Origin of the sequence: Hyphomonas neptunium ATCC 15444, from assembly GCF_000013025.1 — a bacterium.
Classification (GTDB): Bacteria; Pseudomonadota; Alphaproteobacteria; order Caulobacterales; family Hyphomonadaceae; genus Hyphomonas; species Hyphomonas neptunia.
The window spans coordinates 3,327,710-3,353,755 of the sequence record NC_008358.1; the positions used below are offsets into that span (position 1 = coordinate 3,327,710).

The following is a 26,046-nucleotide window of genomic DNA, read 5'->3' on the forward strand; positions in this document are numbered from 1 at the left end:
TATGTGCCCTGCTACGTTTATGCTCCGCACTGACCCTTAGAGTGAGTGGAGCGCCGCGCCAAGAAAGGGACGATCATGCGCCACCTCCCCGCCCTCACAGCTGCCCTCATTCTGGCGGCTTGCGCCCCAGCGGCGAAGGCGCCGCCCGCCTCGAGCATTACGCCCGTGTCAGACGAGACGCCCGAAGCGCTGGGCGACCTCTCCTGGACAAAAGGCGCGATGGTGGCCGCCGCAGATCCGCGCGCCGTTGAAGCGGGCCTGCGCGTATTGAGTGAAGGCGGTAATGCCGTTGATGCAGCCATTGCCGTGCATGCCGTTCTCGGCCTGGTCGAGCCCCAAAGCTCGGGCATCGGCGGAGGCGCGTTCATGGTCTATTACGACCGCGCCAGCGACGAGATCACCGTGTTTGATGGCCGCGAGACTGCGCCGGCCGCCGCAGGCCCGGACTGGTTCTCCAAGGACGGCAAGCCGATGGATTTCCTGACCGCCTGGCAGTCGGGCCGCTCGGTCGGCGTGCCGGGACAGATCGCGCTCTACAAGACCGCCCATGACGCGGCCGGACAGGGGGATTGGGCGAGCCTTTTCCAACCGGCCATCGAGCTGGCTGAAGTCGGTTTTGAAGTCTCGCCGCGCCTTGCCGAAGTGCTTGCCTCCGAGCGTCTGCGCGCCGTGATCCGTCTCGACGACAACCCGGTCACTGCCGCTTACTTCTATCCCGATGGCCAGCCGCTGGCGGCCGGTTACCGGCGCACCAATGCGGCCTATGCGGCCACACTCGCGGCGGTCGCCAATGAAGGCCCGGCTGCGTTCTATACCGGCGCGCTGGCGGCCGAGATCGTCAACGCGACCAATGAGGGCCCGGACGGCGGCAACATGACGCTCGACGACCTGGCCGGGTATGAGGTGAAGGTTCGCTCGGCACTCTGCGGCACGCTGCAGTCCGGCTACAAGATCTGCTCGGCGCCGCCGCCAAGCTCGGGCGGCATCACGCAGAACATGATCATGGGTCTTTACGAGCATCTGAGGCCTGGCCCCACGGTCAATGCCGATGAGAGCCTGCTGCTCAAAGCCTTCGTGGATGCCCAGCGTCTCGCCTATGCCGACCGCGATCACTACGTGGCAGACGCCGATCATGTAACGGTGCCCTCCGCGGAACTGATCAACCCGGACTACCTTGAAGCGCGCGCCAAGGAAGCGTTTGCCCCCGATGGCAAAGTCTTCCCCGGCGATCCCGGCGTCGTTCTGGGCGGTGAACCGATGCGGCCGATGTGGGGCGAAGACCCCACCACCCCCGGCGCCGGCACAACCCATATCTCGATCATTGATCTTGAGGGCAATGCCGTCTCGATGACCGCCACCGTGGAAGCCGCGTTCGGCTCCTCGCGCATGGCCGGCGGTTTCCTGCTCAATAACGAGCTGACCGACTTCTCCCTGATCCCCGAAATGGGCGGCAAGCCGGTGGCCAATGCGGTCGCCGCTGGCAAGCGCCCGCGCTCGTCGATGTCCCCTACCCTCGTCTTCGATGAGGCCGGCGACCTCTTCATGGTCACCGGATCGCCCGGCGGAAATTCCATCGTCGCCTATGTTTCCAAGACGCTGATGGGCGTGCTCGAATGGGGCAAGACGGCTCAGGAAGCCGCCGCCCTGCCCAACATCATCGCCCGCGGAAACACTGTCGGTGTTGAAGTGGACATCGACGGCGGCCCCGAAGCCGCCGAAGCGCTTCGCGGCATGGGCTATACTGTGGAAGAACGCACAGGCGAAAATTCCGGTCTCCATGTCATCGTCGTTCGTGACCAGGGCCTTGAGGGCGGCGCCGATCCGCGCCGTGAAGGCGTCGCGCTGTCTCTTCGCTGATCCAGACAGACGCAGGCCCGTCATGGCGAAACTCTATTTTTCCTACGCCGCCATGAATGCCGGCAAATCCACCATCCTCCTGCAAGCGGCCTATAATTACCGCGAGCGGGGGATGGAGGTGCTGTTGATGACCTCTGCACTGTATCGCGACGCGGGCGACGGACATATCAGCTCACGGATCGGTATTTCCGCAGAAGCGGTGCTTTATACGGCGGATACGGATCTTTTCTCCCTGATCCGGGATCAGAGGGCCATCCACGCCATCGACGCGATCTTTGTGGACGAAGCCCAGTTCCTGACCAAGGGTCAGGTCTGGCAGCTGGCGCGCGTGGCCGATCATTTCGGGGTGCCGGTGCTGGCCTATGGCCTGCGCACGGATTTCCGAGGCGAGCTGTTTGAAGGCTCTGCCGCGTTGCTGGCGGTGGCAGACGAGTTGCGGGAAGTCCGCACCATCTGCGAGTGCGGGCGCAAGGCGACCATGGTGGTTCGCCTCGGTCCCGACGGCCAGGCCCTTACCGAGGGCGAGCAGATCTCAATCGGCAAGACCACCTACCTCTCCGTCTGCCGCCGCCATTGGGAAGAGCGGATGGGACGGTTTCCCAACGCCTGAACCTGTTGCTGGACACAATCCGGCATGAAAATCGCATGTCAGCCTTTCCGCGCACATATTTCAGCCGCAGGAAGCGTCTAGCCTCCCATGCGTGTCTGAAGACACGAAAGGGCGCTGACATGAGGACCAAACCCGCCAAACCGCATCTGCCGACCATTGCAGCCGTCTTGCTGTTGGCGTGCGGCTTCATTCTGCTCGGCCTGACCGCCTCGCCCGAGGCCATGGCTCAGGAAGACACCCAGGAAAATGCGCAGGAAAATACCGGCCAGATCGACTATGCCGGTTTCCAGGCCCTGACCGCAGAAGCAGCGCCCCACAGGGCCGCCCGCCTCGTACCGCTCGAAACCTTCAATACGATGCGCGCCGATCCAGATACGCTGATCATTGATGCCCGCAGCGCGCAGGCCTTCGCGCTCGGACATATCGAGGGCGCGGTAAATCTCAATTTCTCTGATTTCACCGAGGAAAAGCTCGCCGCAGTCATCGGTCCGAAAGACCGCCGCATCCTGATCTATTGCAATAACAACTTCACCGATGATGTCGCGCCCGTCCCGCTGAAAAGCGCCCCGCTGGCCCTCAACATCGCGACTTATGTAAACCTTTACGGCTATGGCTATCGCAACCTTTACGAACTCGACGGCGCCTACGGGCTCAGCGATGAGCGCGTGGTTTGGGCCGGCAACGAAGGTTGAGTAAAACTAAACCGTTCATCTGACGCATTGCATTTGCGCTGCGCCCACGTCAACTGACGCCCGAACACGAGACACCGGAGATCTTGGGGTATGAGCGCCGACGCATCCGCAGGCCAGGCAGCGCCTGTGAAAGTAAATCCGAATGGCCCAACCGAGGAAACCGTTCTCTCGGTGGAACATTATACGGACCGGCTGTTCCGTTTCAGGCTGACGCGCCCGCAGAGTTTCCGCTTCCGCACCGGCGAGTTCGTGATGATCGGCCTGCCCAAGGAAGACGGCAAACCGCTTTTGCGCGCCTACTCGATCGCCTCCCCTGCCTGGGACGAGGAACTTGAGTTCTACTCGATCAAGGTGCCTGACGGCCCGCTGACCTCGCGCCTCCAGAAAATCCAGCCGGGCGATAAGGTCCTGCTCGGCCGCAAGCCGACCGGCACGCTGGTGCTAGACGCCCTCACCCCCGGCAAGCGCCTCTACATGTTCTCTACCGGCACCGGCTTTGCCCCCTTCGCCAGCCTGGTGCGCGACCCTGACACCTATGAGCGCTATGACGAGGTGATTGTCACCCATACCTGCCGGGACGTGGACGAGCTGATCTATTCGCGCACGCTGATCGACAGCTTGCACAATGATCCGCTGGTCGGCGAAATGGTCGAGGGCAAGCTGAAGCTCTACACCACCACAACGCGCGAGCATTACGAACATATGGGCCGGATCACGACCCTGATCGAGAATGGCAAGCTGTTCGAGGATCTCGGCGTGCCCCCGCTCGACCCGGCGACAGACCGCGCGATGATCTGCGGTTCGATGGAAATGATCCAGGACGTGAAAGCCCTTATGCTGAAAGCGGGTCTTACCGAGGGCTCAAACGCCGCCCCGGCAGAATTCGTGATCGAGAAAGCGTTTGCGGGCTGATCAGCCCGGCCCGGATCTGGACTGTTTCAACTCCTGAACTTCCGCGCGCAGCTCGCTGATGAGCGCCATCAGCTCCCTGTGCCGGATAACCTCATGGGTTTCCTGTTCTTCCAGCTCATCGCTGATTTTCTCTTCGGCATCGAGCATCTTCTCCAGGGCGCTGTCCTGAAGCGAGTCCACAATCACGGCGGTGAAGAGGTTGAGGATCGCCCAGACCGTGAAGAGAATGAACGGGATAAAGAACATCCACGCCCAGGGGTACTCCTCCATCAGGTCGCGCATATGGCCGTTCCAGCCTTCCATGGTCAGCACTTCAAACATGGTGAGCGCAGAGGCCGCGAGCGTGCTGAAATTCTCCGTGTTCTGAGAGCCGCTGAACAGATACGTCGCCATCACGACAGAGACGTAGAAGACAAGTCCGAGAATGGCGAGGATGGCGCCCATGCCAGGCAGGGCGGTAAGGAGGGCTTCGGTGATCCGCTTCATGGTCGGGATGAAATGCAGGAGCCGCAACAGCCGCAACACACGCAGCGCCCGCAGCACATTGAAGGTCGACCCGCCCGGAATCACTGAGACCCCGACAACCATAAAGTCGAACCAGTTCCAGCCGAGCTTGAAGAATTGCAGGCGGTAGACGTAAAGCTTCAGCACAATCTCGGCAACGAAGATGAAGGTGACAGCCATGTCGATGAAGGTCAGCGCCGCAACGAGCCAGGCGGGCAGTTGCTCCGAATACGTCAGCACACCGAGCACCACGGCGTTGATCACGATTAGGGCCATGATCGTGTCGCGCACGAAGGGGCGCTCGATAAAGCGCTCTGCCGATGAGTTATAGGTTTTCTCGTCGAGTGTTGCTTTCGGCATGGTCCCCTCATTCCGGTCAGTCAGCGCGCGCAAACTATCCTGCCCGCCCGCAGGATCAAGCAAAAGGATTGTGGCAGAAATTATGCCGGTCAGCTGGCAGGCGCGCTCGTTTCGACACTGCGATGAGGGTCAGAGTGGTCCCATTCGGCCAGCAACATCCGCAATGTGGAGATGAACGCGATGGGCTGGTCCAGCATCACGTGATGGCGGGCATGGGGCACCGACACGAACGGCACCTGATGGCCCAGAAGGCCGCGCATGTAATCGCCGACATCGTCCGGCATCAGCGCGCTCTCCTCGCCCCGGATGATGGCGATGCGGCACTGGGCGGCTTTGAGCATCTCGGCCGGGTCGAGTCCCGGCTCAAACCGCGTCCAGATCATCGGGTCGAATTTCCAGGTCCAGCCGCCCTCTGCGCGCTTCAGGCTCCAGCGGGCGATATAGTCCATGGCATAGTGATTTTCGCACAGCTGGGGCGGCGCTAGCCTGAACCGGGCCAGCGCTGCGGCAAGGTCTGAATAGACCTTATGCGGACGGCTGGCGCGCGAAGGTCCGCCGCGCGGACGTTCCGGCGGGTTTACCGGGCTGTCAACGATCACCATCCCTTCAAACCGGCTCCCATGCTTGGCGCCGGTTACCAGCGTGACGAAACCGCCAAAAGAATGGGCAATGATGACCGGTTTGCGTGGCCCCTCGAACAGGCCGGCCGCTTCGGCAACGGCAACTTCCTCAAGAGAAAAAGTATCCATGTCATAGGTTTCGCGCCACTCGCTGTCGCCCATGCCGGAGAAGGTCAGCGCGGCGACATTGTAGTGCTCGGCAAAGTAGGGCGCGATGAAATCCCACCAATGAGCATGGGCGCCGTTTCCGTGCACGAACAAAAGCCCCGGTGCGCCGCGCTTGCCCCAGCGCTGATAGGTCACCTCGGCGCCCTTCACGGTCACCTTGCCCAGCTCATAGGGCACCGCCACAGACTCGCGGAACCAGGCCGGCGCCGACGGCAGCGCGCCGCCATATTCGGCCAGCGGCCCGCCTTCCGAGGGCATCTCGGCGGGCTGATCCTTGACGATGTTCTTGTCTTTACTCATGTACGCCTCCTCCAGACCTCAGGTTTGAAGGTATATCCGGCGGGCGGCAACCCTTTCGTCACGTCAGAGCCTGCAATGGAAAAGGCCGGCAGGTTTCCCCGCCGGCCTTGCTCGAATTCTGCGCCCGTCAGGCGGGCAGGTTCAGTATTTTACGGCGCAGCCATAGGGCTTGGACGAGGGCGTGGCGACCGGATTGCCCGCCTCCAGATCGTCAAGCGCTGCGGTGACGTAGTTATCCGCTTTTGGAATATCCTCGACCCGCGCCGAGGGGATCGAGTCGATCGCGCCGTCATACACAAGCTCGCCTTCCGGGGTGACGATGAACATGTGCGGCGTGGTCTTGGCGCCGTAGAGGCGGCCGATCTCGCCGCTTTCATCCAGAATGACGTGCGCAGGTGCCGCGCTGCGCGACGTGGTAAGCTGATTGGCGGCTTCGGGCGACACATGGCCCTGCGAGCCGGGGCGGGAGGAGATCACCGACAGCCAGACAATGTCATCCGCGCTCGCCGATTTCTGCAGCGACTGCATGTTCGACGGCGGGGCGGCATAATGCTTCTTCACGAAGGGGCAGCCATCATTGGTCCATTCGAGGATCACGGTCTTGCCTTCAAAATCCGACAGGGAAACGGTCTCGCCAAACGATGTTGTTCCGGTGAATTCAGGCGCTGCCGCGCCCACTTCAGGCGCAGGCGCCGCTTCAGCGGTCGATGCGATGAGCGCGCCGGCCGTCAGGGCGACGGCTGCGGCCATCCCTGCAGCAAGGCTCAAGTGGCGGCGGGAAAGTATCATCGTCGTCTCCTGTCTCGAATATTTTCAGTGTCAGAAAGTATAGGCCTGTCAGCCTTCGACAAGTCCAATGACAAGTTCTTGAGTGAGAAGTTCCGGCAGTATCTGCGGCTCGCTCGCCCCGGCCGGATACCAGAGATACATCGGCACACCGGCGCGCGCGCGCAGTTTCAGTTCCTCAGCAATCATCGGGTCTTTCTGGGTAAAGTCCGCCACCAGGAAGGCCACATTGGCACTCTTGAAGGCGTCCTGCACCTTGCGGGTCTTCAGCGTTGTCAGCTTGTTGACCTGACAGCTCGCGCACCAGCTGGCCGTGAAGTCCACGAACACGGGGCGGCCATCGGCCAGCATCGCCTCGACCGTTTCCGGGCTCCAGGCAGCTTCGCCATAGGCGCCGGTGAAGGCCGCTTCGCTGCTGCCGGCAACAGAGGTATCGGGCACATTCGCCTGAACAGCCGGATAGATGAACGCTGCGCCCAGCGCAACAGCGGCCACGCCCTTGCGCACCGCGCCGCCCTGACGGCCAAGCCAGATGGCAAATACCAGCGTCGTGGCCCCCGCAAGCGTCCACCCGACCGCCCCTGCCCCTGCAAGACCGGCAACAACCGAGAGAAGCCAGGCCGCCGTCAGGAACATCGGGAAGGCGAACGCCTGTTTCAGCGTGTCCATCCATTTGCCGGGCTTGGGCAGTATGCGGTGCAGGCCCGGCACGAAGCTGAGGATCAGGAAAGGCAGCGCCATGCCAAAGCCCATGGCGAGGAACACGGCGATCACGGCCGGGGCCGGCTGGCCGATGACGGCGCCCAAAGCCGCGCCGAGGAACGGCCCGACACAGGGCGCGCCCACCACGGCGGCAAGAATGCCGGTAAAGAAAGCGCCCGCCGCGCCGCTGCGATTGGCGAGGCTGCCGCCCAGATTCTGGACAGAGCTCCCAAGCTCAAAATAGCCCATCAGCCAGAGGCCGACAGCAAACATGACGAGGGTGAGGATGGCGACCGTGGGCGCATGTTGCAGCTGGAAGCCAAGCGTTGCCGATCCCGTTGCCTGGCGCACCGCCAGCAGCGCGCCCGCCAGCGCAAGGAAAGACACCAGCACACCGCCCGTATACCAGAGCCCGTGCGATTTGAGTTCACCTGCATGGCCCGTCGAGGCGGCCTGCACCATACCGATGGCTTTCATCGACAGCACCGGCAGCACGCAGGGCATGAGATTGAGAATGATGCCGCCGATGAGCGCGAAGAAGGCAAGCGTTGCAATTCGCTGCCAGCCAAGCGCGGCTCCGTCGCCGGCTCCATCGGGCGCCCCTGCGCCTGTGCCAGGAAGCGCAGATTGCACATTCCGGTCGGCCGTGCCTGCAAACGCTTCACCGCGGCTTGCCGAGATTTCGTAGCCCACAGGCTCGGCGCCCGGCACATCGATCCGGATTACGCCATCCAGCGTCTCTGCGATGCTGCCCGCCCGGTCCGGCGTCAGGCTGAGACTTGCACCCTCAGCGCCAGCTTTCTGGGGCTGGGCCGCCGGGTGGCTGATTTCATGCTTGAACGGAAAGAAACGGATCTGCGCGCCTTCGGGAAAACCGCCCGGCTGGCGCAGCGACAGGGTCCAGGGTTCAGCGGCGTCATCAATCCGCGCTTCGCCGGCGAAATCTACCGGTACACGGGCAATCCATTTGCCGATTTCTGCGCCCGCAACCGCATTCTCGATCGGCGCGCCGACGGGCAGCGTCAACGAAACATCCGCCGTTTCGGGAATGCAGATGGATTCGCAGATCAGGTAATCAGCTTCAGCCACAAGCCGGACTTCACCGCTGGCATCCTCCGGCACAGTGACCGGAAAGGCGAAGATGACCTCGTCATCATAGCCATAATCCATGATCTCGCCTTCAACGACGGGGATCAGATGCGGCAGGGGCCAGAGAAACGCGCCAACAGCGTCCTCGGGGAGGCTCGTTCCCTCTTCCAGTATCAGCCGGGGTGGCAGACCCGCATCCCCGGCATTCTGCCAGTAAACGTGCCAGCCCTCATCCATTGTCATTTTGAGAGCGGCATAAAATGTGTCGCCAGGCGCCACACTGACGCGATCGGCAATCAGCTCCGCCTCAGCCCGGCGCTCGTCCATCTGCGCATGGCCAAGCCCTGCAAGCGCCGAAAGGCTGATTGCGGCCATGGCAATACGCCGGAAAAACCCTGTCATCTGCAGCCGCTCCGTCAGACTTCTCACGTTCCCGCTCATATGCGCCGGGCGCCGGGCCGGGGAAACCCCTGCTCTCCGGTTCGTGATGCCGCGCCTGCGCGCAAAAAGAAACGGCCCTCCGCAATGGAAGGGCCGTTTCAGAACCATTATTGTAGGCGTCAGATCACGCAGCCGCTTCGCCCGGTGGCGGGGTGCGGACGGCGCGGTTGACCACTTTCGTCCAGTTCAGCAGCGAAACGAGGTGGGCATAGCTGGCGCCCAGAGCCCCGTTATTGCGAAGCTCAAGGAATTTATCCTGAGGAAGCGCGCCGAGGCGCTCCTCGGAGATCGCCCAATAGTCAGCGATCTTCTGAACCGGGCCGGTAGCATTGCCCTGCTGGTCGCGCGGCTGGAAGGTCACGGTTTTCTGTTCGAACAAGTCCATGTCGCGGATGATTTTCACGAAATCGACAGTCGCGCGGCGCTGACGCTCGAACTCCTTGCAGAATTCAATGGCATCATTGGTGAACTTGGTCGGCTGGCCATTCTCGAAGAACGCCACTTCCGGCTGGTTCGATACCATCGGCGCCGAACGGTCGACACACAGCAGCAGGCGGTCAGACCCGTCATCGGCCGCGAACACGAACGGGTAGCGGCGGACAAATGCCGGAATGTAGTGATCTTCCAGAACCATCCCTTCAGCGTTCACATAGAGGTTCTGCCCCTGGCGCACGCCCATGACCGCAACCGGTGTACGGTCTTCGCCCACGAAGATGACGGGATACGACGCAGCCGCAATCCCGAACTCGGTAACGGTCACCGGGACCGCATGGGCTTCCCGCAGGAAGCTGAACGGCTGGGGGATCTGTTTAACCCCAAGACCGCCATGTTCTTCGGCGGAAAGGGGCTGGGGATTCTTATAGAACAGAACCTGGCCAGAAAGCGCAGCCTGGCCTGCAGTCGAGATAGGGGTTGTCACGTTGCGTGGCTCCTCGGAATTTTGGCGCAGAAGTAACGGAAATAAACTATGGCCACAACTCCCGAAACAGGCTCAATTGCAGTGAAAACCGAGTAATATAAGTGTCATGCTAGCCGTAACCGGACGCAGAACTGCGAGCCTTTTGCCGGCTGGGCTTTGCACAGCCCTTCTCATGGCTGTGCTCCCAGTTGCGTGCACCCCCCGCGCCGACCCTGAAGGCACCCCGCGCCGCGTGGCGCGCGAGATCGAGCAGACCCTGACAACCGTTGCCCAGAATGAGGTCACGCGGGACCCCGAGCTCGCCACCCGGCTGGGCCTGGCGCAGGCGGATGCGGGCTTTGCCTACAACCGCCACCTGACAGACCGCTCGCAGGCCGCCTATGAGCGCGCCCGCCTGTCACGCCTGGAAACGCGCGACCTTCTGGTGCGCATTACCCGTCCGGCGAGAGGCAGCGCCCTCGCCCGCCACCTCGACACGCTGATTGCCGCCCATGAGACCGCCGAAACCCTCTTCATGGGCGGGTATGGCGCCTCCGGGCTCGCAGCGTCCTACCCCTATGTCGCCGACCATACGCGCGGCGCGTATCTTGATGTGCCCGACCTGCTCGCCCGGTTTCACCCGCTCCGGACGCCGGCCGATGCCCGCGCCTTTGCCGACCGGATGGCCCAGTTTGCCGACGCCATCGAGGACGACCGGCGGCGCTTGGAATCTGACGCCCGCGCCGGCGTGGTGCCCCCTGCGCCAGTACTGCGCAGAATGCAGGCGCTGGCCGCTACCGCAGCGGCCCAGCCGCCCGAGCTCAGCCCGCCTGTGGTCACCTTCGAGAACCTGACCCCCGGCATCCGAGACCTTGAACCCGCCGAACGGGACCGGCTGATCGCCCAGGTGCGCCGCCTCGCGGCCGACCGCGTGCAGCCCGCCTATGCCGCCTTCGCTGATAGCTTGGGCACGCTCGCCAACACGGCGCCGGAACTGCCGGGCGCATGGCAATTGCCCGAAGGCACAGAGTATTACGCCGCCGCCCTGAAAGCCTATACCGGCGACGATGCCGCCGCTGCGGGTCTGCATGAGCGCGGCAAGCTGGAAGTTGATGCGCTGCTGGCGGAAACCGGCCGCGCTCTGGCCGCGCTTGGCCTGGTAGAGGGCAGTGTTGGCGAACGCCTTGCGATCCTCGCCGCCCAGCCGGAGCAGATTTATCCTGATACGGAAGAAGGCCGCGCGGCGCTGATCGGGCGCATCCTGGCCCATACGGACCGGGCGGCCGCCGCCATTCCCGAACAGTTCGATTTTACCATGCCCGAACGGGCAGGCCTGCGCGCAGTGCCGCCCGAATTTGCCGCCTTTCTTCCGCCAGCCGCCTATCTGCCGCGCTCTCTCAGCGGCAGCACACCGGCACGGGTCGAGATCAATCTTGCCCGCATGAATGACTGGCCGGACTTTTCCCTGGCAGTCACCGCCTTCCATGAGCTTGTGCCCGGCCACCATCTGGAAAGCAGCGCCGCGCGCAGCGCCGCCGAGCTGCCTCTGGCCCGGCAGATGGTCTGGAATGTGGCCTATGGGGAAGGCTGGGCGTCTTACGCCGAAACCCTGGCAGACGAGCTGGGCCTGTATTCAAGCGACCCGCTCAGCCGTATCGGATACCTGCAATCCATGCTGCTGCGCGCCGCCGGGCTGGTGGCCGATACCGGCATTCACAATGAGCGCTGGACCCGCGATCAGGCGATTGCCTATCTGACTGAAACTGTCGGCCTCAGCCCTGAAAGAAGCGCTGACGAGGTGGACCGCTACACAGTTCGCCCCGGATATGCCGCTGCCTACTGGCTCGGGCGGGAGCGCATCCTCGATCTCCGGGAACGCGCCATCCGGGTGCTTGGGCCGCGGTTTGATCCCAAGGCGTTTCACCGGGTCATCCTGGCGGGCGGGCCGCGCCCGCTCAGCATGGTCGAGGAAGACGTGACCCGCTGGTACACCGAGCAGGTCGAGAACTGAGCCCTTCCCTGCGCGGTGTATGTCAGCGTGTCAGGCCGCCATGCGGACAGGCTCCTGGGTCGACCGGCAGACCGGCATGAAGCCCGCCTCCAGATCGGCGACCATCGCCTTGCGTTGACCAGCATCAAATTCCAGCGCCACGAAGACCGCGTTTGCGCCGTAGCGCTCGGCCTCTGCCAGCGCCCAGATCGGCTGGATGTCATGTGCGCGCCCGGAGAGTTCCATCACCCGGTAAACCCGCCAGCCGCAGGCATCCTGGGCTGCAAAAATAACCACACCGGCACTGCGCGCCCACGGGGCATCTGCCGCCGTGCGCTGAAATTTCCACGCCTTGCCTGACTTACCGCGAAAGCTCACTTGACCGAACATGTTCCTGCTCCGTTCCTGATGGAATGTTCTTATGATGTTCCAGTTTGGTTCGCAAGAAGTTTTTGGTAAACAAAGGGTTAAACGGAAAACGTGCCGTTAACTCTTTTTGTGGGCATGCCTGTGGGAAGGACTGTGGGGAGGCTTGTGGAAAACCTGTCAGTTCGGTGGGCAGAACGCGTCAGCGTACAATGGTGAACTTGCGCGTCTCGAACACGCGCAGCACCTGCTTCAGCTCGCGCCCGCGGCGCAGCACCTGCCCGGCAGACCCATACACCGCATACTGACCCTGACGGGTTGCCAGAGCAGGCTCTTTTTCGATTCGCCAGGTCGGGCTTTCGGCATGCCGGCGGAAGATCGCGAAGGTCGCCACGTCGCGTTCCATGCCGATCGCGTAGTCGCGTGCCTCGCCCGCAATCACGAGACGGCCATAGACATCAAGGATCGGCTGCATCTCTGCCTTCTGAAAGGCAACGACCGGGTCCGGCGCTGGTTTCCTGTGGAAAGAATCCGTCATCTCGGTTACAGTTTCGTCACAGCTTTTCGTCCGCGTCCAGCCCCTTGTAGAGCTAACGCAGAATTAATCCCGCAGACTCGCTTTCACCGTAATTCGGCCTTGCCCCCGCCGCATCGGGCAGCCATCTTATGGGTGTCGGACGGAGGACTTACGCAAGCGCCCCGGACCCATCAGCCCCCCCAGCCCCCTGGGGTGTTTGTAGCGCCACCGTCCGACAACCTAACCCCCTGAAAATCAAGAGATTTAAGCCACCCGAACGTGTCAGCGTTCAGCTGTGTTTCTGTGGCCGCCGGTCAAGAAACGGCTTCACGAATCGCCCCGCGATTCGTCCGGCCCCGGACGCATGCGCCAGCCGCCGTTCAATGAAGGATTCAAGGTCTTCCGGAGACGGATTATCTGCCCAGTGCAGCACGATGGCCGGCAGCACACCTGCCAGGAGGCCGCGCTTGGAATAGCGGTTGTAATCTTCAGACGTATCGCCCGCCGCCGTCCACACCATGTCGGCCACTTTCCAGCTGCGCTGCAGCGCCGGGCCTGCGCCCCAGGGCAGGAAGCCGCGGGCGGCCGCGCGGCGCACCGCTTCCCGGTGGGGCTCCAATTCTTCCAGCCAGGCCAACACGCCCCGCTTCACCTTGTCAGGCACCCGCAGACCGGACATGTCCTGCGCGTTCAGCGCCAGCTTCGCCCGCTCCCCGGCCTCATCGAAAAAGCCCTCCAGAAGGTCAATCACCCCGCGCGGCGCGGCAAGCGCCTGCTCCCCTTCGGTCAGCCCCGCCTTGATGGCGGCAGCGCTCGCGGCCGCCTCACTCCAGCCGTCAAAAACGACCTCGGGAAGCAGCATATCGAGCCAGCGGCGGCGAAGCAGGGCAGAAGGCGGCGTGGTCATGTGTCGAATCCCGGCGCATGGGGCTTGGCGAAAGGCGTTTCCCCGTGATATAGGCCGCGCTTCTTAGGCTGTCAGGCCCGAAATCAACGAATTCCAGGGTGCCTGGCGCCCGTAAGAACCCGATGGAGAAGTCCCATAGTACAGATCGTCGTCCGCGATAACAATGTCGAGCAGGCTCTGCGCGCGCTGAAGAAGAAGATGCAGCGCGAAGGCCTGTTCCGGGAAATGAAGGCCCGTCAGCACTTCGAAAAGCCCTCCGAGAAGAAAGCCCGCCAGCGCGCCGAAGCCGTGCGCCGTGCCCGCAAGCTCGCTCGCAAACGCGCCCAGCGCGAAGGCATCGTGTAGACCGAGACCTGAAGGCGCCATCGCCGGTCCAGACAAGAAAAACCCCGCCAGAGCCTCTGGCGGGGTTTTTGTTTGTTCCTGCTGCCATCCACAGGGCAATGCATGCGCGGCATGAGCCATCGCGCGCGCCCCTGCCGCCTGTTTTGACTCTGATTTTCCACCTTCATGGAACCCATGGGCGCTTTACCCGTTCTGAACCCAGACCTTATTACGGAAAAGTCAGGTTCCAGCATGACGCGCCCTACTCTGTTCGAATACCGCGCCTGGCCATCCCAGGACATGCCGCACATAGAGGCGCTTCACCACCTGTTTGGCCTGGGCCTCGCCGAGATCAGGACCGACACCTACATTTTCTCTGACGCGCGCCCGAATTGGCTGATCGTGCTGCATGGCGCTGCCGAACTCGAGATTCTTGAGAAAACCGGCGAGGATGGCGTTCTGTCTGCCTGGAAAGTTGTCGCCCGGTCCGAATTCCCCCTCCGGCGCAGCGTTGTGCGAAACTTGCAGGACGCGTTTCCCACAGCCGACCTCTCGCATCGCATCCTGGTGCCGGGTGACCTTATCTCCTGGCTCGACATGAACACGGCGATGTTCACGGTCAACAAGCGCACCGTGCAGTTCCAGCGCGATGGCTGCGTGGCAGAGTTCTCGCAGATCGAGGCCGGCGACCGCCGCGCCGAGACCTTCTCCCTCATATCCAAACGGGCAGACACGGTCACCGAAGTGCTCGACCTGCTGCCCGACCCGCGGCTTGAAAATGTCGATTACGGCTCCTGGCTGAAAGGCCATCCCTGGAGCGAACAGGTTCTGGAGCCCGCGGCCAAATCCTATCGGCCGATGCCCGTCCTCGGCGCGGCCAGAGTGGCGTGAGGGGTTTCCCTCACACCGCCTTCGGCTTGATCCCCACCGCCCGTTTCAGCATCCCGCCCAGCTCGCCAATGCCTGCGCCATGCACGGCGCCTGCGCGGTAAACCTTGGTAGCGCCCCAGACGACGACGAGCGTGACAGCCAGCATCATCCCCATCTGCGCCAGTACTTCCCACATCGGCGGATCATGCGGCATCCGCAGGATCAGCAGGAACGGCGTAAACAGCGGGAACCAGGAGGCGATGTCCACGATGGGCGAGCCGGGGTCCTGAAACGCCACGAAAATGGCAAACATCGGCAGCATCAGCAGGATCATCATCGGGCTGAGCAGCGTCTGCGCTTCCTGGATCGTATCGCAGAGCGAGCCGAGCGCCATGAACAGCGCGCCATAGAGAATATAGCCCAGCACAAAACTGACGAGCCCCGGCAGGATCAGCATCGGGTCTGTCGCCGCCGCCAGGAACGGCGCGATCATATCGCCCATCCCCGGCACCTGGCTTGCCGAGATGATGGAGCCGCCGACCGCAAACAGTGACCAGGACAGCATCATCGTCGAGGTGACCGCAAATACCGCCAGCATCTTCCCCGCCAGAAGCTGGGGCAGCTGCACGGATGTCAGCAGCGTATCGAAAATCTTGTTGGAGCGCTCCTCGATGGTGCCCATCAGCAGATACTGGATGATCGAGAAAATCATCAGCCACAGAAAATAGGCCAGCGCCGCAGAGACCAGCGTCGGCGCGCGGTCAGCCATCGTCACTTCCGCGCCGCTTTCCCCGGCCTGCGTGGCCGTAAGCCGGAAAGCAGGCACTTTCACCGCCGCGTCATCAGCCTGTTTGAGGAAATCGGGATTGAGGCCAGACGCCGTCAGCGCGCTGCGCCGGCTGAGATCGCGCATCGCGATTTCCGCCGTCCGCTGCAGCGTGTCGACATTCACGTCCCCGCTCCAGTATTCCAGCTGTGATCCGTCCTCGGACAGGATGAACACCGCAAACAGCGGCTTCTCCCCGTCCGGCCCGTTCACCAGCCGCTCCCCCGTCAGCCAGGGCCGCAGGTCTTCCAGGGTGCGCGCCGGGGCGGGCACTTCATAATACTTGCGGCTGCCGGTTGCTTCGGCCAGCTGCCCTTCGGCTTCAGCCAGAGGAATGTTCATCTGCTCGGCCAGGGCCTGCGCTTCTTCGGCCGCCGCCGCGCTGCGCCGCTGGAACTCGCTCTCGATGGCGTCGGCATAGATCCGCGCGGGCTCGACCACCGCAAAATAACGCACCGGCGAGGACGTGGCTGCGAAGTAGCCAAAGCTTGCCCCGATGACCAGGAAAAGCGGCACCGCCGCCAGGCTCAGCCAGAACCCCCAGGCTTTGACATAGCCAAGATAATCGCGCCGGAAGATCAGATAGACATTGCGCATCACACCGTCTCCTCGGCCACAGCCCCGGCGGGCGATTCGAGCGCAGCAGCCTCCGCCTCGCCCACCAGCGATACGAACACATCGCGCAGCCGCGCCTCCTCAGGCTGGAAACCGATCACCGGCGCCCCTGCCTCCAGCACAGCCCGCAACGCGTCCTGAGGCCCCTGCCCCGGCGCCAGCGACACCCGCCAGGCCTCGCCGGGCCCTTTATCCAGCGTCCGGTGCACTTCAAACCCCTTCGGCCCCAGCGCGGCGGCCAGGTCAAAGCCCGGCTCGAGTGTGATCCGCGCGCCCCGGCCCAGCGTGGCGTAAGCGTCTTCCAGCGTGCCATCGAGCACCTTGCGGCCCCGCGCCAGCATCACGATCCGGTCGCAGAGCCGCTCGGCATGCTCCATCACATGCGTGGAGAAAAGGATCGTCGCCCCGCGCGCATGTTCGGCCTTGATCAGGTCTTCCAGCGTCTGCTGGTTCATCGGGTCGAGGCCCGAGAACGGCTCGTCCAGAATGAGAAAGTCGGGCCGGTGCGCCAGCGTCGAGAGGATCTGTACCTTCTGCGCCATGCCTTTGGAGAGCTTGGAAATCCGCGTCGTGCGGAAAGCGCCCAGCCCCGTCGTCTCCAGCAGCTCGTCGGCCCGCGCGCGCGCATCATGGGCGCTCATGCCTTTGAGACGCGCAAAATAGGTGATCGTGTCGCGCGCATTCATCTTCTTGTAGAGCCCGCGCTCCTCGGGAAGGAAACCGACGCGCTTCAAATTCTTCAGCTCCGGCGCCGCCCCGAACAGGCGTACCTCGCCCGCGTCCGGCGGCATCACGCCCAGCGACATCCGCAGGCTGGTCGACTTGCCCGCGCCATTTGGCCCGAGAAACCCGATGATCTGCCCGGCCGGCACCTCAAACGACAGGTCGTTGACAGCGGTAAAGCCGCCAAACCGTTTGGTGACATGTGTGAGACTAAGTGGCGCGTCGCTCAAGGGCGGCCTCCTGAAACCGGATAGACTCTCAACTTTAGCGATTTTCGATAAAGTTCAAGAGGGTATGCCGGAGAAGGCTTTGCGGCGGCGTTAACCGCGCGCCGAAATCCTCAAGAGCTGGCCCCAATAAAACGGGCGGCTAGAGCAGGGCGTTGAACAGCCAGATGAAGCCCTGAACGATCAGCGCGAGGACGATCATCACGACAACCGTCGCCATCCAGCGTCCGCCCATATTGAGGAACAGGCCAGCGCCGAAACCGAGGATCGCCATCAGGCCGAGGGAAACGGCCCAAGGCAGGCCAATGGCAATGGCAAGGGTCGCATAGCCGACCGTCATTATGATGATCAGCGAGCCCCAGGTGGAGCCGGCCATGAAGCCATCCCACGTAGCCTTTTGAGCGTGGATGTCCATTTCACCGCGATGATAGTCCTGGCTCGCCATGAGGGTCTCTTCCCGTCTTCAAACTGCTGCTGGTCTGCCTTCTAACCAAGCCCCTTCCCGCGTTCAAGCGCGTCAAAGCGCGCGGACTGCCGCAGGCCCGATTTTGCCGCTCAGTTGAGCGATTGCTTGCGTTTCGCCGCCTTGGGAGGTTTGGGCGCAAAAGGGGCGGGCAACGGCACGGCCGCGATGCCTTCTTCGGCCAGGGCTTCGCGGTCTTCGCGGGTCGTCTCGCCCCAGATCGGCCGGTCTTCCTGCTCGCCATAATACATGGCGCGCGCTTCCTCGGCGAAGCCGTCTCCCACATAGTCGAAATTCTGGGAGACATGTTGGCGCGCCCGGCGGGCGAGTTCCTTCATCAGCGCCGCTTCGTCGATCTTGCCCGGCAGCGCCTTGTCGGAGGGGCGCACGGCTGGCGCCATGATCTGTTTGGCTACCTTGTGTCCGGCGCAGTCAGGGCAATCGATCTGCTTGCGCTTCGCCAGGCGGTCAAAGGCTTCCGAACTGGCGAACCAGCCTTCAAAGGCATGGTCGCAGTCCTGACAGATAAGCGCGTAAAGGATCACGCGGGCGCCTCCTCAGACGCTGGCAAGCATCGGGTCGAGCTTGCCGGAACGGTCAAGCGCGAGCATGTCGTCACAGCCGCCAATGTGGGTCTCCCCCACGAATATCTGCGGGAATGTACGCCCACCATTGGAGCGCTGGACCATCTCTTCGCGCAGCGCGGGGTCCATACCTGCATCAATCTCATTGAGCTCGACACCCTTGTCCTTGAGCACCTGCAAAGCGCGGGTGCAGTAAGGGCAGAATGCGCGGGTATAAATCGTAACCTTCGCCATGGGGCGAAATCCTTTCGTCAAAGCGGGACATTTCAGGACAAGTCTGACCTGAGCCCGTCACCAAACCGTTATATGGTGACATCCGTGGCGCGGACAACGCGCGCCAGCACCAGAACGTCGATCTGCCGCGCGCCTGCTCGTTTCAGCGCCCGTGTGCAGGCGTTCAGCGTCGCGCCAGTTGTCAGCACGTCATCGACCAGCAGGATACGCCGCCCTTCCTCCAGTTTGCGGCGGCTGGCGCGCACATCGAAGGCGCCGGTTACATTCCGCCGCCGCGCGCGGTTCGAGAGCCCCGCCTGGCTGGGCGTGCGCCGCTTCCGCTTGAGCGCATCGACCGACACGCGCCGGCCGGACGCCTCCCCGATGGCCTGCGCCAGCCAGGCAGACTGGTTGAACCCGCGCATGACAAGGCGGGTATAGTGCAGCGGCACCGGCACGATCAGATCTGCCTCATCGGCCAGCGCGCCGCCGGCCTGCACCATCCAGCCCGAAAGGGTCTCCAGGCCGTCCCGGCGCCCGGCCCGCTTGAGATCAAGCACGGGGCGGCGGGAGACATCGTCATAAACGAACGCCGCCCGCGCCCGGCCCCAGCGGGGCGGGCGGGCCATGCAGGCGGGGCATTCGGCGTCCGGGCCCGCGTCAAAGTCCTGCGGAACACCGCAGCGATTGCAGACGGGGTCTGTAATGAAACGGATTTTCGTGAACTCATCCGGGCGCAAGGGGCCCGCGCCCTCGCCCCGGTCTCCGCTGATCAGGGACCGCGGCGGCCACAGGAAATCCCGCGTCCGGCGGAATAGGCCCTTGGCCGCAAGCCTGCCAGCCTTCATATCCGCGTCCATGTCCCCCGCCGCTCCTCCGCAGATTTTCGACCGCGACAAGCTCAAAGCTCGCCGGCAGACCTTTGCCCGGCACTTTCAGGACTATGACTTCCTGCGCGCCCGCGTGTCGAGCGATCTTGAAACCCGCGTGGCCGACACGCCGCGCATTTTCGAGGCCGCACTGGAACTGGGCGGCGCCAATGGCGGTCTCTCCGAGACACTTCTGGGACAAAACAGGACAAAATCGGTCACCATTGCCGACACGGCAGACGCGTTTCTCGATGCCGCCCGCGCACGCGGACTAGACGCCGTCTTTGCCGATCCCGAAGCGCTGCCTTTTGAAGCGGAACGGTTCGACCTGATTGTCTCTCCCCTCATTCTGCATTGGGTGAACGATCTTCCAGGCGCCCTGGTGCAGATCCGCCGCGCGCTCAAACCCGATGGCCTGTTCCTCGGCGCCCTCTTCGGCGCGGGCACGCTGGCAGAACTGCGCGAAGTGCTCAGCGAGGCGGAAAGCGAGCTGATGGGCGGTCTCAGCCCGCGCCTTTCCCCGCTTCCGGGGTTGCGGGACATGGCAAGCCTGCTCCAGCGCGCTGGCTTTGCCCTGCCGGTGGTTGACCGGGATACCGTGACCGTCCGCTACAGGGAGCCTGAAGGCCTCTTCCGCGATCTCAAAGGGATGGGCGAACGCGCCGCCTTCGCGCGGGGGGTCGGCCGCCCCCTGCCCCGGCGGGTGCTCGCCAGGGCCATGGCACTTTACCGGGAACGGTTCTCTGATCCCGATGGCCGCGTGCGCGCCACCTTCGAGATCGTGCACCTGTCAGGCTGGGCGCCGGCGCCGGGCCAGCCAAAGCCGCTGAGACCGGGCAGCGCAAAGGCCAGCATGGCCGACGCGGTGAAGCGGGCGGGACAATCTGGAAAAGATAGCTGAGGCAGGCTCAGGCCTGGACGAGGTTATCCTCGACCGTCTGGTAGATTTCGTTATTTGCGTCCGCAAAAGCCGTCACGCCGCCGATAATGGCAAGCACCATCAGGCCAGCAATGAGCCCGTATTCAATCGCCGTTGCGCCGCGCTCGTCGCGTGCAAGGCGCAGCATCAGGGTCTTGGTCAGGCGCATCACAGCTCCGCTTGGGCTTGCTCCAGCAACCAGTCGAACAGAGGCAGGTCTGCCGGTGGCGCCGGATAGTCTCGCAGCCTTGCAGGCTCGACCCAGGCGATGGCTTGCCCCTCGCGCGGATGAATTACCCCGGTCCAGCTTTCACAGCCATAAAGTGGCATGAGAAGGTGAAAGTCGGGGTAAGTGAAGCTGGCAAATGTCAGCGGTTTGAGTGCCTCTTCCTTAACCACAATGGAGAGCTCCTCGTGAAGCTCGCGCGCCAGCGCCGCCTCCGGCGTCTCGCCCGGATCAACCTTGCCACCAGGAAACTCCCACAGCCCGGCGAGCTGCTTGCCTTCCGGGCGCTGGGCGAGAAGGATACGGCCCGTCTCGTCTTTCAGCGCGGCCGCCACCACCAGCAGGAGACGCTGGCTCATGTCCGGTAGGCGCCGTTGATGTCGACATAGCCGTGGGTCAGATCGCAGGTCCACACAGTTGCCCGGCCGGTCCCGGCACCCACCGACACACGGATCGCAAACTCCGCCTTGGCAAACACCGCGCTGGCCGCCGCCTCGTCATAATCGGGCGCCCGCGCGCCATCCCTGGCCACCTGAACATCATCAAACCAGATCGCCAGCCGGTCGGCCTCAATCGGCTCATACGCCTTGCCAACCGCCATGACGATCCGGCCCCAATTGGCGTCGCCGGCCGCCATCGCGGTCTTGATCAGCGGGGAATTGGCAATCTCGCAGGCAATCTTCTTGGCAGAGGCCGGGGACGCGGCGTCCTCCACCGTAATCGTGGCGACCTTGCTGGCTCCTTCCCCATCCTTCACCACCTGCATCGCCAGATCGAGGCAGACGGTCTTCAGCGCCGCCGTAAACGTCCGGAAGCGCAAGTCTTCCTCGGACGTCACCGGCGCCATGCCGCTCGCGCCCGTGGCAAACACCATCAGCGTGTCGGAGGTGGAGGTGTCCCCATCAACGGTAATCGAATTGAACGTCTCGTCCGCCACCTGCTTCAGCGCGCTCTGGAGCAGCTCCGGGGCAATGGCCGCATCGGTGAATACGTAAGACAGCATCGTCGCCATGTTCGGCGCAATCATGCCCGAGCCTTTGGCGATCCCGGCAAAGCGCACCTCGGCACCCTCAATGCTGGCCACCGTCCCGGCGCCCTTGGGATAGGTGTCGGTCGTCATGAACGCCCGCGCCAGCTTCTCCCAATCGGGCGCGCCAAGTTTTCCCGCCAGATCCGGCACAAACGCGCCCACATAGTTCGGGTCGCTCAATGGCTCGCCGATCACGCCCGTCGCCGCCAGGAAGCACTGCTCCTTCGCCACGCCCAGCGTCTGCGCCAGCGCCGTCAGCGTCGCCTCATTCTTCAGCACGCCCTTCGGCCCGGTAAACGCATTGGAATTGCCCGAATTGGCAATCAGCGCCGCTGCCTTGCCGCCGCCTGCCTCCAGCGCCTCCCGGCACCAGCGCACATCCGCCGACGCCGTCAGCGAGCGCGTATACACCCCGGCGCAGGTCGTGCCCGGATCAAAGGTCACGAGAAACACGTCATCGCGCTCAATGCCCCGGCGCGCATAAAAGCCACGGCTGCCAGAGGCCGCCTTCAGGCCGCGCGCAGCAGGAAGCGCCGGAAAGCTGGCCGGCGCAAAGGGCGAAGGGGTAAGGTTCACAATTCATCTCCAGTGAGGGCTTTGGCCGAAGGCTCGGGCGCGTTTTCCGGCGCATAATCTGCTCCGCCGCCTTCCTCAATACGTGCCTCGGTGCGCAGGCGGCGCAGAATGCGGCTCACCTCGCTCAGCGTCAGGAAGGTCGCGATTTCCGGGCGCATCTCGTCGCGCGTCTTGGGCGGCTCGGTGCGCCGGTCCTTGACCTTCACGATCCGCCAGCTGCCCTCTGCCTCAAACGGCGGGGCCACCTCCCCCACCGGCGTATTGGCAATCACCACCGGATAGGGATCGGGCAGATCATTGGGCGATACAAACCCCAGATCGCCATTTTCCATCCGCGTGGCGCTGTCATTGGAATGGTTGAACACCAGGCTCTCGAACGCCTCGCCCGCCTGCACGCGCAGCCAGACGGCCTCGGCCTCTTCCTCGGTATCCGTCACAATATGCGCCACCGAGACTTCATCATTCACCTGCTGCAACCGCACCTGCTCGGCATACATCCGGTCGATCATCTCATCGGTGACCTGCTCGGCCACGACGCTTTCCACAAGAAGGTTCCCCATGATGCGCTCCTGCGCCATCTCCAGACGGCGCATTCCGGCGGGGTCTTTCTCCAGCCCCAGGCGCTTGGCCTCCTGTGCCATCAGCTTCTGGTCGATCAGCTGGTCGAGCACCTGTTTGTAGGCCTCGTCCTCCGCCCGCAGCGACGCGCCGGAGACCACCAGCCCGCGCGCGACTGCCTCAACCTCGACATCGGCGGTGTAAATTGCCTCGCCATTCACCGTGGCGGCCACCTCGCGGCTGACCTCCCTGGGTTCTTCCAGCTGAAAGCCTTCCTGCGAGCACCCTGCCAGCGTCAAAGCGGCCATAACGGCGCAAAAAGCTGTAAAATCAGCACACCTGCGGATCATCGGCTTCCCCTCCTGGGCTGAAGGCGCCGCATTGACACCCCTTGGCGGCGTTCTTAAGTCTGCCCCGCGCGCTGGTCGAGTGGTTTCATCCGGTAATGGCGCGGTGGGAGAACCCGGAAAAGTCCTGTAAGATGTCTGTCAGGACAAGAAATTTTTACCCGAACTGGTTGGTGCTGCTTACATGCTTTCCATAGCCCGCAAGATCTTCGGAACCGTCAACGATCGCAAACTCAAGCCCCTGCAGGCCCGGGTAAACCGGATCAACGCACTTGAGCCGATCATGGAGGCGCTGTCCGATCAGTCCCTCAAGGGCAAGACGGCCGAATTCCGCAAACGCCTCGCTGATGGCGCGACCCTCGACAGCCTCCTGGAAGAGGCCTTCGCCGTGGTCCGCGAAGCCGCCAAGCGCGTCAACAACATGCGCCATTTCGATGTGCAGCTGATGGGGGGCATGATCCTTCATTCCGGCGCCATCGCCGAAATGCGCACCGGTGAGGGCAAGACGCTTGTCGCCACGCTCGCCGCCTATCTCAACGCCCTTGAAGGCAAGGGCGTCCACGTCATCACGGTGAACGACTATCTCGCCCGCCGCGACGCAGACTGGATGGGCCGCATCTATGGCGCGCTCGGCATGTCGACCGGCGTGATTGTGCACGGCGTCTCTGATGAACAGCGCAAGGCCGGCTACGCCGCCGACATCACCTACGGAACGAACAATGAGTTCGGCTTCGACTATCTGCGCGACAACATGAAATACTCGCTCGACCAGATGGCCCAGCGCGGACACCACTACGCCATCGTCGATGAGGTCGACTCGATCCTGATCGATGAAGCGCGCACGCCGCTGATCATCTCCGGCCCGACCGATGACCGCTCCGAGCTGTACATGGCCGTCGACGCTCTGATCCCGCGCCTGGAAGACAGCGATTTCGAGCTGGACGAAAAACAGCGCTCGGTCGTCTTCACCGAGACCGGCAGCGAGAAAATGGAAGAATGGCTGACCGAGGCCGGCGTTCTGGAAGGCTCCCTGTGGGAACCATCCAACATCTCGCTCGTCCACCACTCGAACCAGGCTCTGCGGGCCCACAAGCTCTATGCCCGCGACAAGGACTATATCGTCAAGGACGATTCGGTCATGCTGATCGACGAGTTCAGCGGACGGATGATGGAAGGCCGCCGCCTCTCCGAAGGCCTCCACCAGGCCATCGAGGCGAAAGAGCGCGTCGACATCAAGCCCGAGAACCAGACGCTGGCTTCGATCACCTTCCAGAACTATTTCCGCCTCTACAAGAAACTGGCCGGGATGACCGGTACGGCGCTGACCGAGGCGTCCGAATTTGCCGACATCTACAAACTGGAAGTGGTTGATCTGCCCACGAACAGGCCCGTCCGCCGCCTCGACGAAGACGATGTCGTCTACCGCACCGCCAAGGCGAAATATAACGAGATCATCAAGGAAGTCCGCGCGGCCAATGCCAAGGCCCAGCCGATCCTTCTGGGCACGGCCTCGATCGAAAAATCCGAACTGCTCTCCCACCTGCTCACCGCGCAGCGCATTCCGCATAAAGTGCTGAACGCCCGCCACCACGAGCAGGAAGCCTTCATCGTGGCCGAGGCCGGTGTGCCCGGCGCGGTCACCGTCGCCACCAACATGGCTGGCCGCGGCACCGATATTCAGCTCGGCGGCAATTTCGACATGCGCCTCGAGAATGAGCGCGCGGCGAAGGAAAAGGCGCTTGGCCGCGAACTTTCCGAAGGCGAAACCTCGCTGCTCGGCGCGCAGATCCGGGCCGACATCGAAGTGAAGAAAAAGCAGGCGCTGGACGCCGGCGGTCTTTATGTTCTGGGCACGGAGCGTCACGAAAGCCGCCGGATCGACAACCAGCTACGCGGCCGGACAGGCCGTCAGGGTGACCCCGGCAAGTCGAAATTCTACATCTCCATCGAAGATGATCTGATGCGCATCTTTGCCGCTGACCGGATGGACGCTGTCATGCGCCGCCTCGGCATCAAGGAAGACGAGGGCATCACCCACCCCTGGATGAACAAGGCGATGGAAACGTCGCAGAAGAAGATCGAGGAACGCAACTTCGAGATCCGCAAGAACGTCCTCAAATATGACGACGTGATCAACGATCAGCGTAAGGCGATCTTCGAGCAGCGTATGGAATTCCTGCGCTCCGATGATGTGTCCGACGTGATCGAGGAAATGCGCGAAAGCGTGATCGAGGCGCTGGTTGCCCGCACGATGCCGGAAAAGGCGTATGCGGAGCAATGGGACATCACCGGCCTTGAAGAAAGCCTGAAAACCGATCTGGCGCTCGACCTGCCGGTCCGCGAATGGGCCGCTGAAGAGGGCGTTGCCAACGAAGAGATCGCCGGCCGCATCCGCGAGGCGGTTGAGGGCCAGTATGCCGAGCTTACCCGCCTCATCGGTGAGCCGCAGATGCGCCGCATCGAGAAGCAGTTCCTGCTTCAGGTGCTCGACATGCGCTGGCGCGAACACCTGCAGCAGATCGACCAGCTGCGCTCGGTGATCCACCTGCGCTCCTATGGCCAGCGCGATCCGCTCAACGAGTTCAAGCGCGAAGCCTTTAACCTGTTCGACACGCTGCTCGGCGAGCTGCGCGCCACGGTCACCCGGTCGCTGATGCATATCCGCGTCCAGCAGGCGCCGCAGCAACAACCCCAGCAGGTTGCCCCGCCGCCGCGCCCGCAACCGCCACAGCCGGCCCCCCAGCCGCCTCAGCAGATACGCGAGACCAAGCTCGACCCCGACACCGGCGTCAACGAGATGAACCCCGCCGACAAGACCCAGCCGCCCGGCCCTGCACTGCACCAGGCCGAAGACGACTGGACCAACACCCCGCGCAATTCGGCCTGCCCCTGCGGCTCGGGCAAAAAATACAAACATTGCCACGGCGCGATCGAAACCCAGAAAGCCTGATCGGCGC

The 26,046-nt window shown here is 63.2% G+C and carries 27 protein-coding genes; 9 read left to right on the forward strand and 18 right to left on the reverse strand.

Translation table 11 applies throughout. The annotated features are described in order from the left end of the window. Window positions 1-75: 75 nt before the first annotated feature. From HNE_RS15580 to HNE_RS15595, 4 genes are all read left to right on the forward strand, one after another. Entirely contained in the window at window positions 76-1,857 is a 1,782-nt protein-coding gene (locus HNE_RS15580) for a gamma-glutamyltransferase family protein (RefSeq protein WP_011648119.1), read from the forward strand. A gap of 22 nt (window positions 1,858-1,879) precedes the next feature. Beyond that, window positions 1,880-2,467, forward strand: coding sequence for a thymidine kinase (locus HNE_RS15585; RefSeq protein ID WP_011648120.1), 588 nt, complete (start codon window positions 1,880-1,882; stop codon window positions 2,465-2,467). Between the two features lie 119 nt (window positions 2,468-2,586). Continuing rightward, the gene (locus HNE_RS15590) at window positions 2,587-3,159 is read left to right on the forward strand and encodes a rhodanese-like domain-containing protein (protein WP_049755175.1); all 573 of its coding nucleotides are present in this window, start codon (window positions 2,587-2,589) and stop codon (window positions 3,157-3,159) included. 90 nt (window positions 3,160-3,249) lie between these two features. Continuing rightward, window positions 3,250-4,071, forward strand: a complete 822-nt coding sequence (locus HNE_RS15595) for a ferredoxin--NADP reductase (protein ID WP_035592268.1) — start codon at window positions 3,250-3,252, stop codon at window positions 4,069-4,071. On the opposite strand, the gene HNE_RS15600 is transcribed toward HNE_RS15595, so the two are convergent. From HNE_RS15600 to HNE_RS15620, 5 genes are all read right to left on the reverse strand, one after another. Continuing rightward, on the reverse strand, window positions 4,072-4,935 hold the full coding sequence (locus HNE_RS15600; protein ID WP_011648123.1) for an ion transporter: 864 nt from the start codon (window positions 4,933-4,935) through the stop codon (window positions 4,072-4,074). Between the two features lie 89 nt (window positions 4,936-5,024). Beyond that, window positions 5,025-6,023, reverse strand: a complete 999-nt coding sequence (locus HNE_RS15605) for an alpha/beta fold hydrolase (protein ID WP_011648124.1) — start codon at window positions 6,021-6,023, stop codon at window positions 5,025-5,027. A gap of 141 nt (window positions 6,024-6,164) precedes the next feature. Then, window positions 6,165-6,812: a redoxin domain-containing protein gene (locus tag HNE_RS15610; RefSeq protein ID WP_011648125.1), complete on the reverse strand. Its 648-nt coding sequence runs from the start codon at window positions 6,810-6,812 to the stop codon at window positions 6,165-6,167. 48 nt (window positions 6,813-6,860) lie between these two features. After that, window positions 6,861-9,002 (reverse strand): protein-disulfide reductase DsbD family protein, encoded by a 2,142-nt coding sequence (locus HNE_RS15615; protein WP_160162632.1) that lies wholly within the window; start codon window positions 9,000-9,002, stop codon window positions 6,861-6,863. Window positions 9,003-9,165: 163 nt separating this feature from the next. Next, window positions 9,166-9,960: a SapC family protein gene (locus tag HNE_RS15620; RefSeq protein WP_011648127.1), complete on the reverse strand. Its 795-nt coding sequence runs from the start codon at window positions 9,958-9,960 to the stop codon at window positions 9,166-9,168. Window positions 9,961-10,132: 172 nt separating this feature from the next. On the opposite strand from HNE_RS15620, the gene HNE_RS15625 reads away from it, so the two are divergent. Continuing rightward, window positions 10,133-11,950, forward strand: coding sequence for a DUF885 domain-containing protein (locus HNE_RS15625; protein ID WP_035592270.1), 1,818 nt, complete (start codon window positions 10,133-10,135; stop codon window positions 11,948-11,950). Window positions 11,951-11,980: 30 nt separating this feature from the next. Here the strand turns inward: HNE_RS15625 and HNE_RS15630 are convergent, their stop codons facing one another. The 3 genes from HNE_RS15630 to HNE_RS15640 all read right to left on the reverse strand — a co-directional run bounded on the left by HNE_RS15630 (window position 11,981) and on the right by HNE_RS15640 (window position 13,719). Continuing rightward, a complete protein-coding gene (locus HNE_RS15630; RefSeq protein ID WP_011648130.1) occupies window positions 11,981-12,319 on the reverse strand; it encodes a hypothetical protein in 339 nt (112 codons plus the stop codon). Between the two features lie 178 nt (window positions 12,320-12,497). Further along, window positions 12,498-12,833: a DUF2794 domain-containing protein gene (locus tag HNE_RS15635; protein ID WP_011648131.1), complete on the reverse strand. Its 336-nt coding sequence runs from the start codon at window positions 12,831-12,833 to the stop codon at window positions 12,498-12,500. A 268-nt stretch (window positions 12,834-13,101) separates the two neighbouring features. Continuing rightward, complete coding sequence (locus HNE_RS15640) at window positions 13,102-13,719, reverse strand: COQ9 family protein (protein WP_011648132.1); 618 nt, start codon at window positions 13,717-13,719, stop codon at window positions 13,102-13,104. Window positions 13,720-13,809: 90 nt separating this feature from the next. Here HNE_RS15640 and rpsU point away from each other — a divergent pair, with 90 nt between their 5' ends. Both rpsU and HNE_RS15650 read left to right on the forward strand, forming a co-directional pair. After that, window positions 13,810-14,064: a 30S ribosomal protein S21 gene (rpsU, locus tag HNE_RS18455; protein WP_366910220.1), complete on the forward strand. Its 255-nt coding sequence runs from the start codon at window positions 13,810-13,812 to the stop codon at window positions 14,062-14,064. Window positions 14,065-14,295: 231 nt separating this feature from the next. Beyond that, a complete protein-coding gene (locus HNE_RS15650) occupies window positions 14,296-14,934 on the forward strand; it encodes a hypothetical protein (protein WP_035592274.1) in 639 nt (212 codons plus the stop codon). Between the two features lie 10 nt (window positions 14,935-14,944). Here HNE_RS15650 and HNE_RS15655 read toward each other — a convergent pair whose 3' ends face one another. The 6 genes from HNE_RS15655 to HNE_RS15680 all read right to left on the reverse strand — a co-directional run bounded on the left by HNE_RS15655 (window position 14,945) and on the right by HNE_RS15680 (window position 19,424). Then, the gene (locus tag HNE_RS15655; RefSeq protein WP_011648135.1) at window positions 14,945-16,336 is read right to left on the reverse strand and encodes an ABC transporter permease; all 1,392 of its coding nucleotides are present in this window, start codon (window positions 16,334-16,336) and stop codon (window positions 14,945-14,947) included. Beyond that, window positions 16,336-17,307 (reverse strand): ABC transporter ATP-binding protein, encoded by a 972-nt coding sequence (locus tag HNE_RS15660; RefSeq protein ID WP_011648136.1) that lies wholly within the window; start codon window positions 17,305-17,307, stop codon window positions 16,336-16,338. The genes HNE_RS15655 and HNE_RS15660 overlap by 1 nt, the downstream gene beginning before the upstream one ends. Before the next feature lie 139 nt (window positions 17,308-17,446). Next, a complete protein-coding gene (locus tag HNE_RS15665) occupies window positions 17,447-17,749 on the reverse strand; it encodes an aa3-type cytochrome c oxidase subunit IV (protein ID WP_011648138.1) in 303 nt (100 codons plus the stop codon). Window positions 17,750-17,859: 110 nt separating this feature from the next. After that, entirely contained in the window at window positions 17,860-18,312 is a 453-nt protein-coding gene (locus HNE_RS15670; RefSeq protein ID WP_011648139.1) for a DUF1178 family protein, read from the reverse strand. A gap of 12 nt (window positions 18,313-18,324) precedes the next feature. Beyond that, the gene (gene grxC, locus HNE_RS15675) at window positions 18,325-18,585 is read right to left on the reverse strand and encodes a glutaredoxin 3 (protein ID WP_011648140.1); all 261 of its coding nucleotides are present in this window, start codon (window positions 18,583-18,585) and stop codon (window positions 18,325-18,327) included. A 68-nt stretch (window positions 18,586-18,653) separates the two neighbouring features. Further along, window positions 18,654-19,424 carry a ComF family protein gene (locus tag HNE_RS15680; protein ID WP_148205911.1) on the reverse strand — a complete coding sequence of 257 codons (771 nt, stop codon included), beginning with the start codon at window positions 19,422-19,424 and terminating at the stop codon, window positions 18,654-18,656. On the opposite strand from HNE_RS15680, the gene HNE_RS15685 reads away from it, so the two are divergent. Continuing rightward, window positions 19,423-20,334, forward strand: a complete 912-nt coding sequence (locus HNE_RS15685) for a methyltransferase domain-containing protein (RefSeq protein WP_011648142.1) — start codon at window positions 19,423-19,425, stop codon at window positions 20,332-20,334. The two genes, HNE_RS15680 and HNE_RS15685, sit on opposite strands and share 2 nt — an antisense overlap. 7 nt (window positions 20,335-20,341) lie before the next feature. On the opposite strand, the gene HNE_RS15690 is transcribed toward HNE_RS15685, so the two are convergent. From HNE_RS15690 to HNE_RS15705, 4 genes are read right to left on the reverse strand one after another with little or no spacing between them, the layout of a single operon-like run. After that, a complete protein-coding gene (locus tag HNE_RS15690) occupies window positions 20,342-20,521 on the reverse strand; it encodes a Flp family type IVb pilin (protein WP_011648143.1) in 180 nt (59 codons plus the stop codon). After that, window positions 20,521-20,937, reverse strand: a complete 417-nt coding sequence (locus HNE_RS15695; protein ID WP_011648144.1) for a (deoxy)nucleoside triphosphate pyrophosphohydrolase — start codon at window positions 20,935-20,937, stop codon at window positions 20,521-20,523. The genes HNE_RS15690 and HNE_RS15695 overlap by 1 nt, the downstream gene beginning before the upstream one ends. Beyond that, a complete protein-coding gene (gene argJ / locus HNE_RS15700) occupies window positions 20,934-22,184 on the reverse strand; it encodes a bifunctional glutamate N-acetyltransferase/amino-acid acetyltransferase ArgJ (protein WP_011648145.1) in 1,251 nt (416 codons plus the stop codon). The genes HNE_RS15695 and argJ overlap by 4 nt, the downstream gene beginning before the upstream one ends. Beyond that, on the reverse strand, window positions 22,181-23,050 hold the full coding sequence (locus HNE_RS15705; RefSeq protein ID WP_051593756.1) for a peptidylprolyl isomerase: 870 nt from the start codon (window positions 23,048-23,050) through the stop codon (window positions 22,181-22,183). The genes argJ and HNE_RS15705 overlap by 4 nt, the downstream gene beginning before the upstream one ends. A gap of 223 nt (window positions 23,051-23,273) precedes the next feature. Here HNE_RS15705 and secA point away from each other — a divergent pair, with 223 nt between their 5' ends. Then, a complete protein-coding gene (secA, locus tag HNE_RS15710) occupies window positions 23,274-26,039 on the forward strand; it encodes a preprotein translocase subunit SecA (protein ID WP_011648147.1) in 2,766 nt (921 codons plus the stop codon). Window positions 26,040-26,046 lie beyond the last annotated feature (7 nt).

Excerpts from the sequence above, each read along its gene's own strand:
- secA (WP_011648147.1), top strand. The coding sequence starts at position 23,274 with ATGCTTTCCATAGCCCGCAAGATCTTCGGAACCGTCAACGATCGCAAA.
- HNE_RS15595 (WP_035592268.1), top strand. The coding sequence starts at position 3,250 with ATGAGCGCCGACGCATCCGCAGGCCAGGCAGCGCCTGTGAAAGTAAAT.
- HNE_RS15695 (WP_011648144.1), bottom strand. The coding sequence starts at position 20,937 with ATGAGCCAGCGTCTCCTGCTGGTGGTGGCGGCCGCGCTGAAAGACGAG.
- HNE_RS15680 (WP_148205911.1), bottom strand. The coding sequence starts at position 19,424 with ATGGACGCGGATATGAAGGCTGGCAGGCTTGCGGCCAAGGGCCTATTC.
- HNE_RS15580 (WP_011648119.1), top strand. The coding sequence starts at position 76 with ATGCGCCACCTCCCCGCCCTCACAGCTGCCCTCATTCTGGCGGCTTGC.
- HNE_RS15605 (WP_011648124.1), bottom strand. The coding sequence starts at position 6,023 with ATGAGTAAAGACAAGAACATCGTCAAGGATCAGCCCGCCGAGATGCCC.
- HNE_RS15610 (WP_011648125.1), bottom strand. The coding sequence starts at position 6,812 with ATGATACTTTCCCGCCGCCACTTGAGCCTTGCTGCAGGGATGGCCGCA.
- HNE_RS15690 (WP_011648143.1), bottom strand. The coding sequence starts at position 20,521 with ATGCGCCTGACCAAGACCCTGATGCTGCGCCTTGCACGCGACGAGCGC.
- HNE_RS15640 (WP_011648132.1), bottom strand. The coding sequence starts at position 13,719 with ATGACCACGCCGCCTTCTGCCCTGCTTCGCCGCCGCTGGCTCGATATG.
- HNE_RS15585 (WP_011648120.1), top strand. The coding sequence starts at position 1,880 with ATGGCGAAACTCTATTTTTCCTACGCCGCCATGAATGCCGGCAAATCC.
- HNE_RS15635 (WP_011648131.1), bottom strand. The coding sequence starts at position 12,833 with ATGACGGATTCTTTCCACAGGAAACCAGCGCCGGACCCGGTCGTTGCC.
- HNE_RS15665 (WP_011648138.1), bottom strand. The coding sequence starts at position 17,749 with ATGGCGAGCCAGGACTATCATCGCGGTGAAATGGACATCCACGCTCAA.
- HNE_RS15650 (WP_035592274.1), top strand. The coding sequence starts at position 14,296 with ATGACGCGCCCTACTCTGTTCGAATACCGCGCCTGGCCATCCCAGGAC.
- HNE_RS15705 (WP_051593756.1), bottom strand. The coding sequence starts at position 23,050 with ATGGCCGCTTTGACGCTGGCAGGGTGCTCGCAGGAAGGCTTTCAGCTG.
- grxC (WP_011648140.1), bottom strand. The coding sequence starts at position 18,585 with ATGGCGAAGGTTACGATTTATACCCGCGCATTCTGCCCTTACTGCACC.
- HNE_RS15655 (WP_011648135.1), bottom strand. The coding sequence starts at position 16,336 with ATGCGCAATGTCTATCTGATCTTCCGGCGCGATTATCTTGGCTATGTC.
- HNE_RS15615 (WP_160162632.1), bottom strand. The coding sequence starts at position 9,002 with ATGACAGGGTTTTTCCGGCGTATTGCCATGGCCGCAATCAGCCTTTCG.
- HNE_RS15590 (WP_049755175.1), top strand. The coding sequence starts at position 2,587 with ATGAGGACCAAACCCGCCAAACCGCATCTGCCGACCATTGCAGCCGTC.
- HNE_RS15630 (WP_011648130.1), bottom strand. The coding sequence starts at position 12,319 with ATGTTCGGTCAAGTGAGCTTTCGCGGTAAGTCAGGCAAGGCGTGGAAA.
- HNE_RS15600 (WP_011648123.1), bottom strand. The coding sequence starts at position 4,935 with ATGCCGAAAGCAACACTCGACGAGAAAACCTATAACTCATCGGCAGAG.
- HNE_RS15685 (WP_011648142.1), top strand. The coding sequence starts at position 19,423 with ATGTCCCCCGCCGCTCCTCCGCAGATTTTCGACCGCGACAAGCTCAAA.
- HNE_RS15625 (WP_035592270.1), top strand. The coding sequence starts at position 10,133 with ATGGCTGTGCTCCCAGTTGCGTGCACCCCCCGCGCCGACCCTGAAGGC.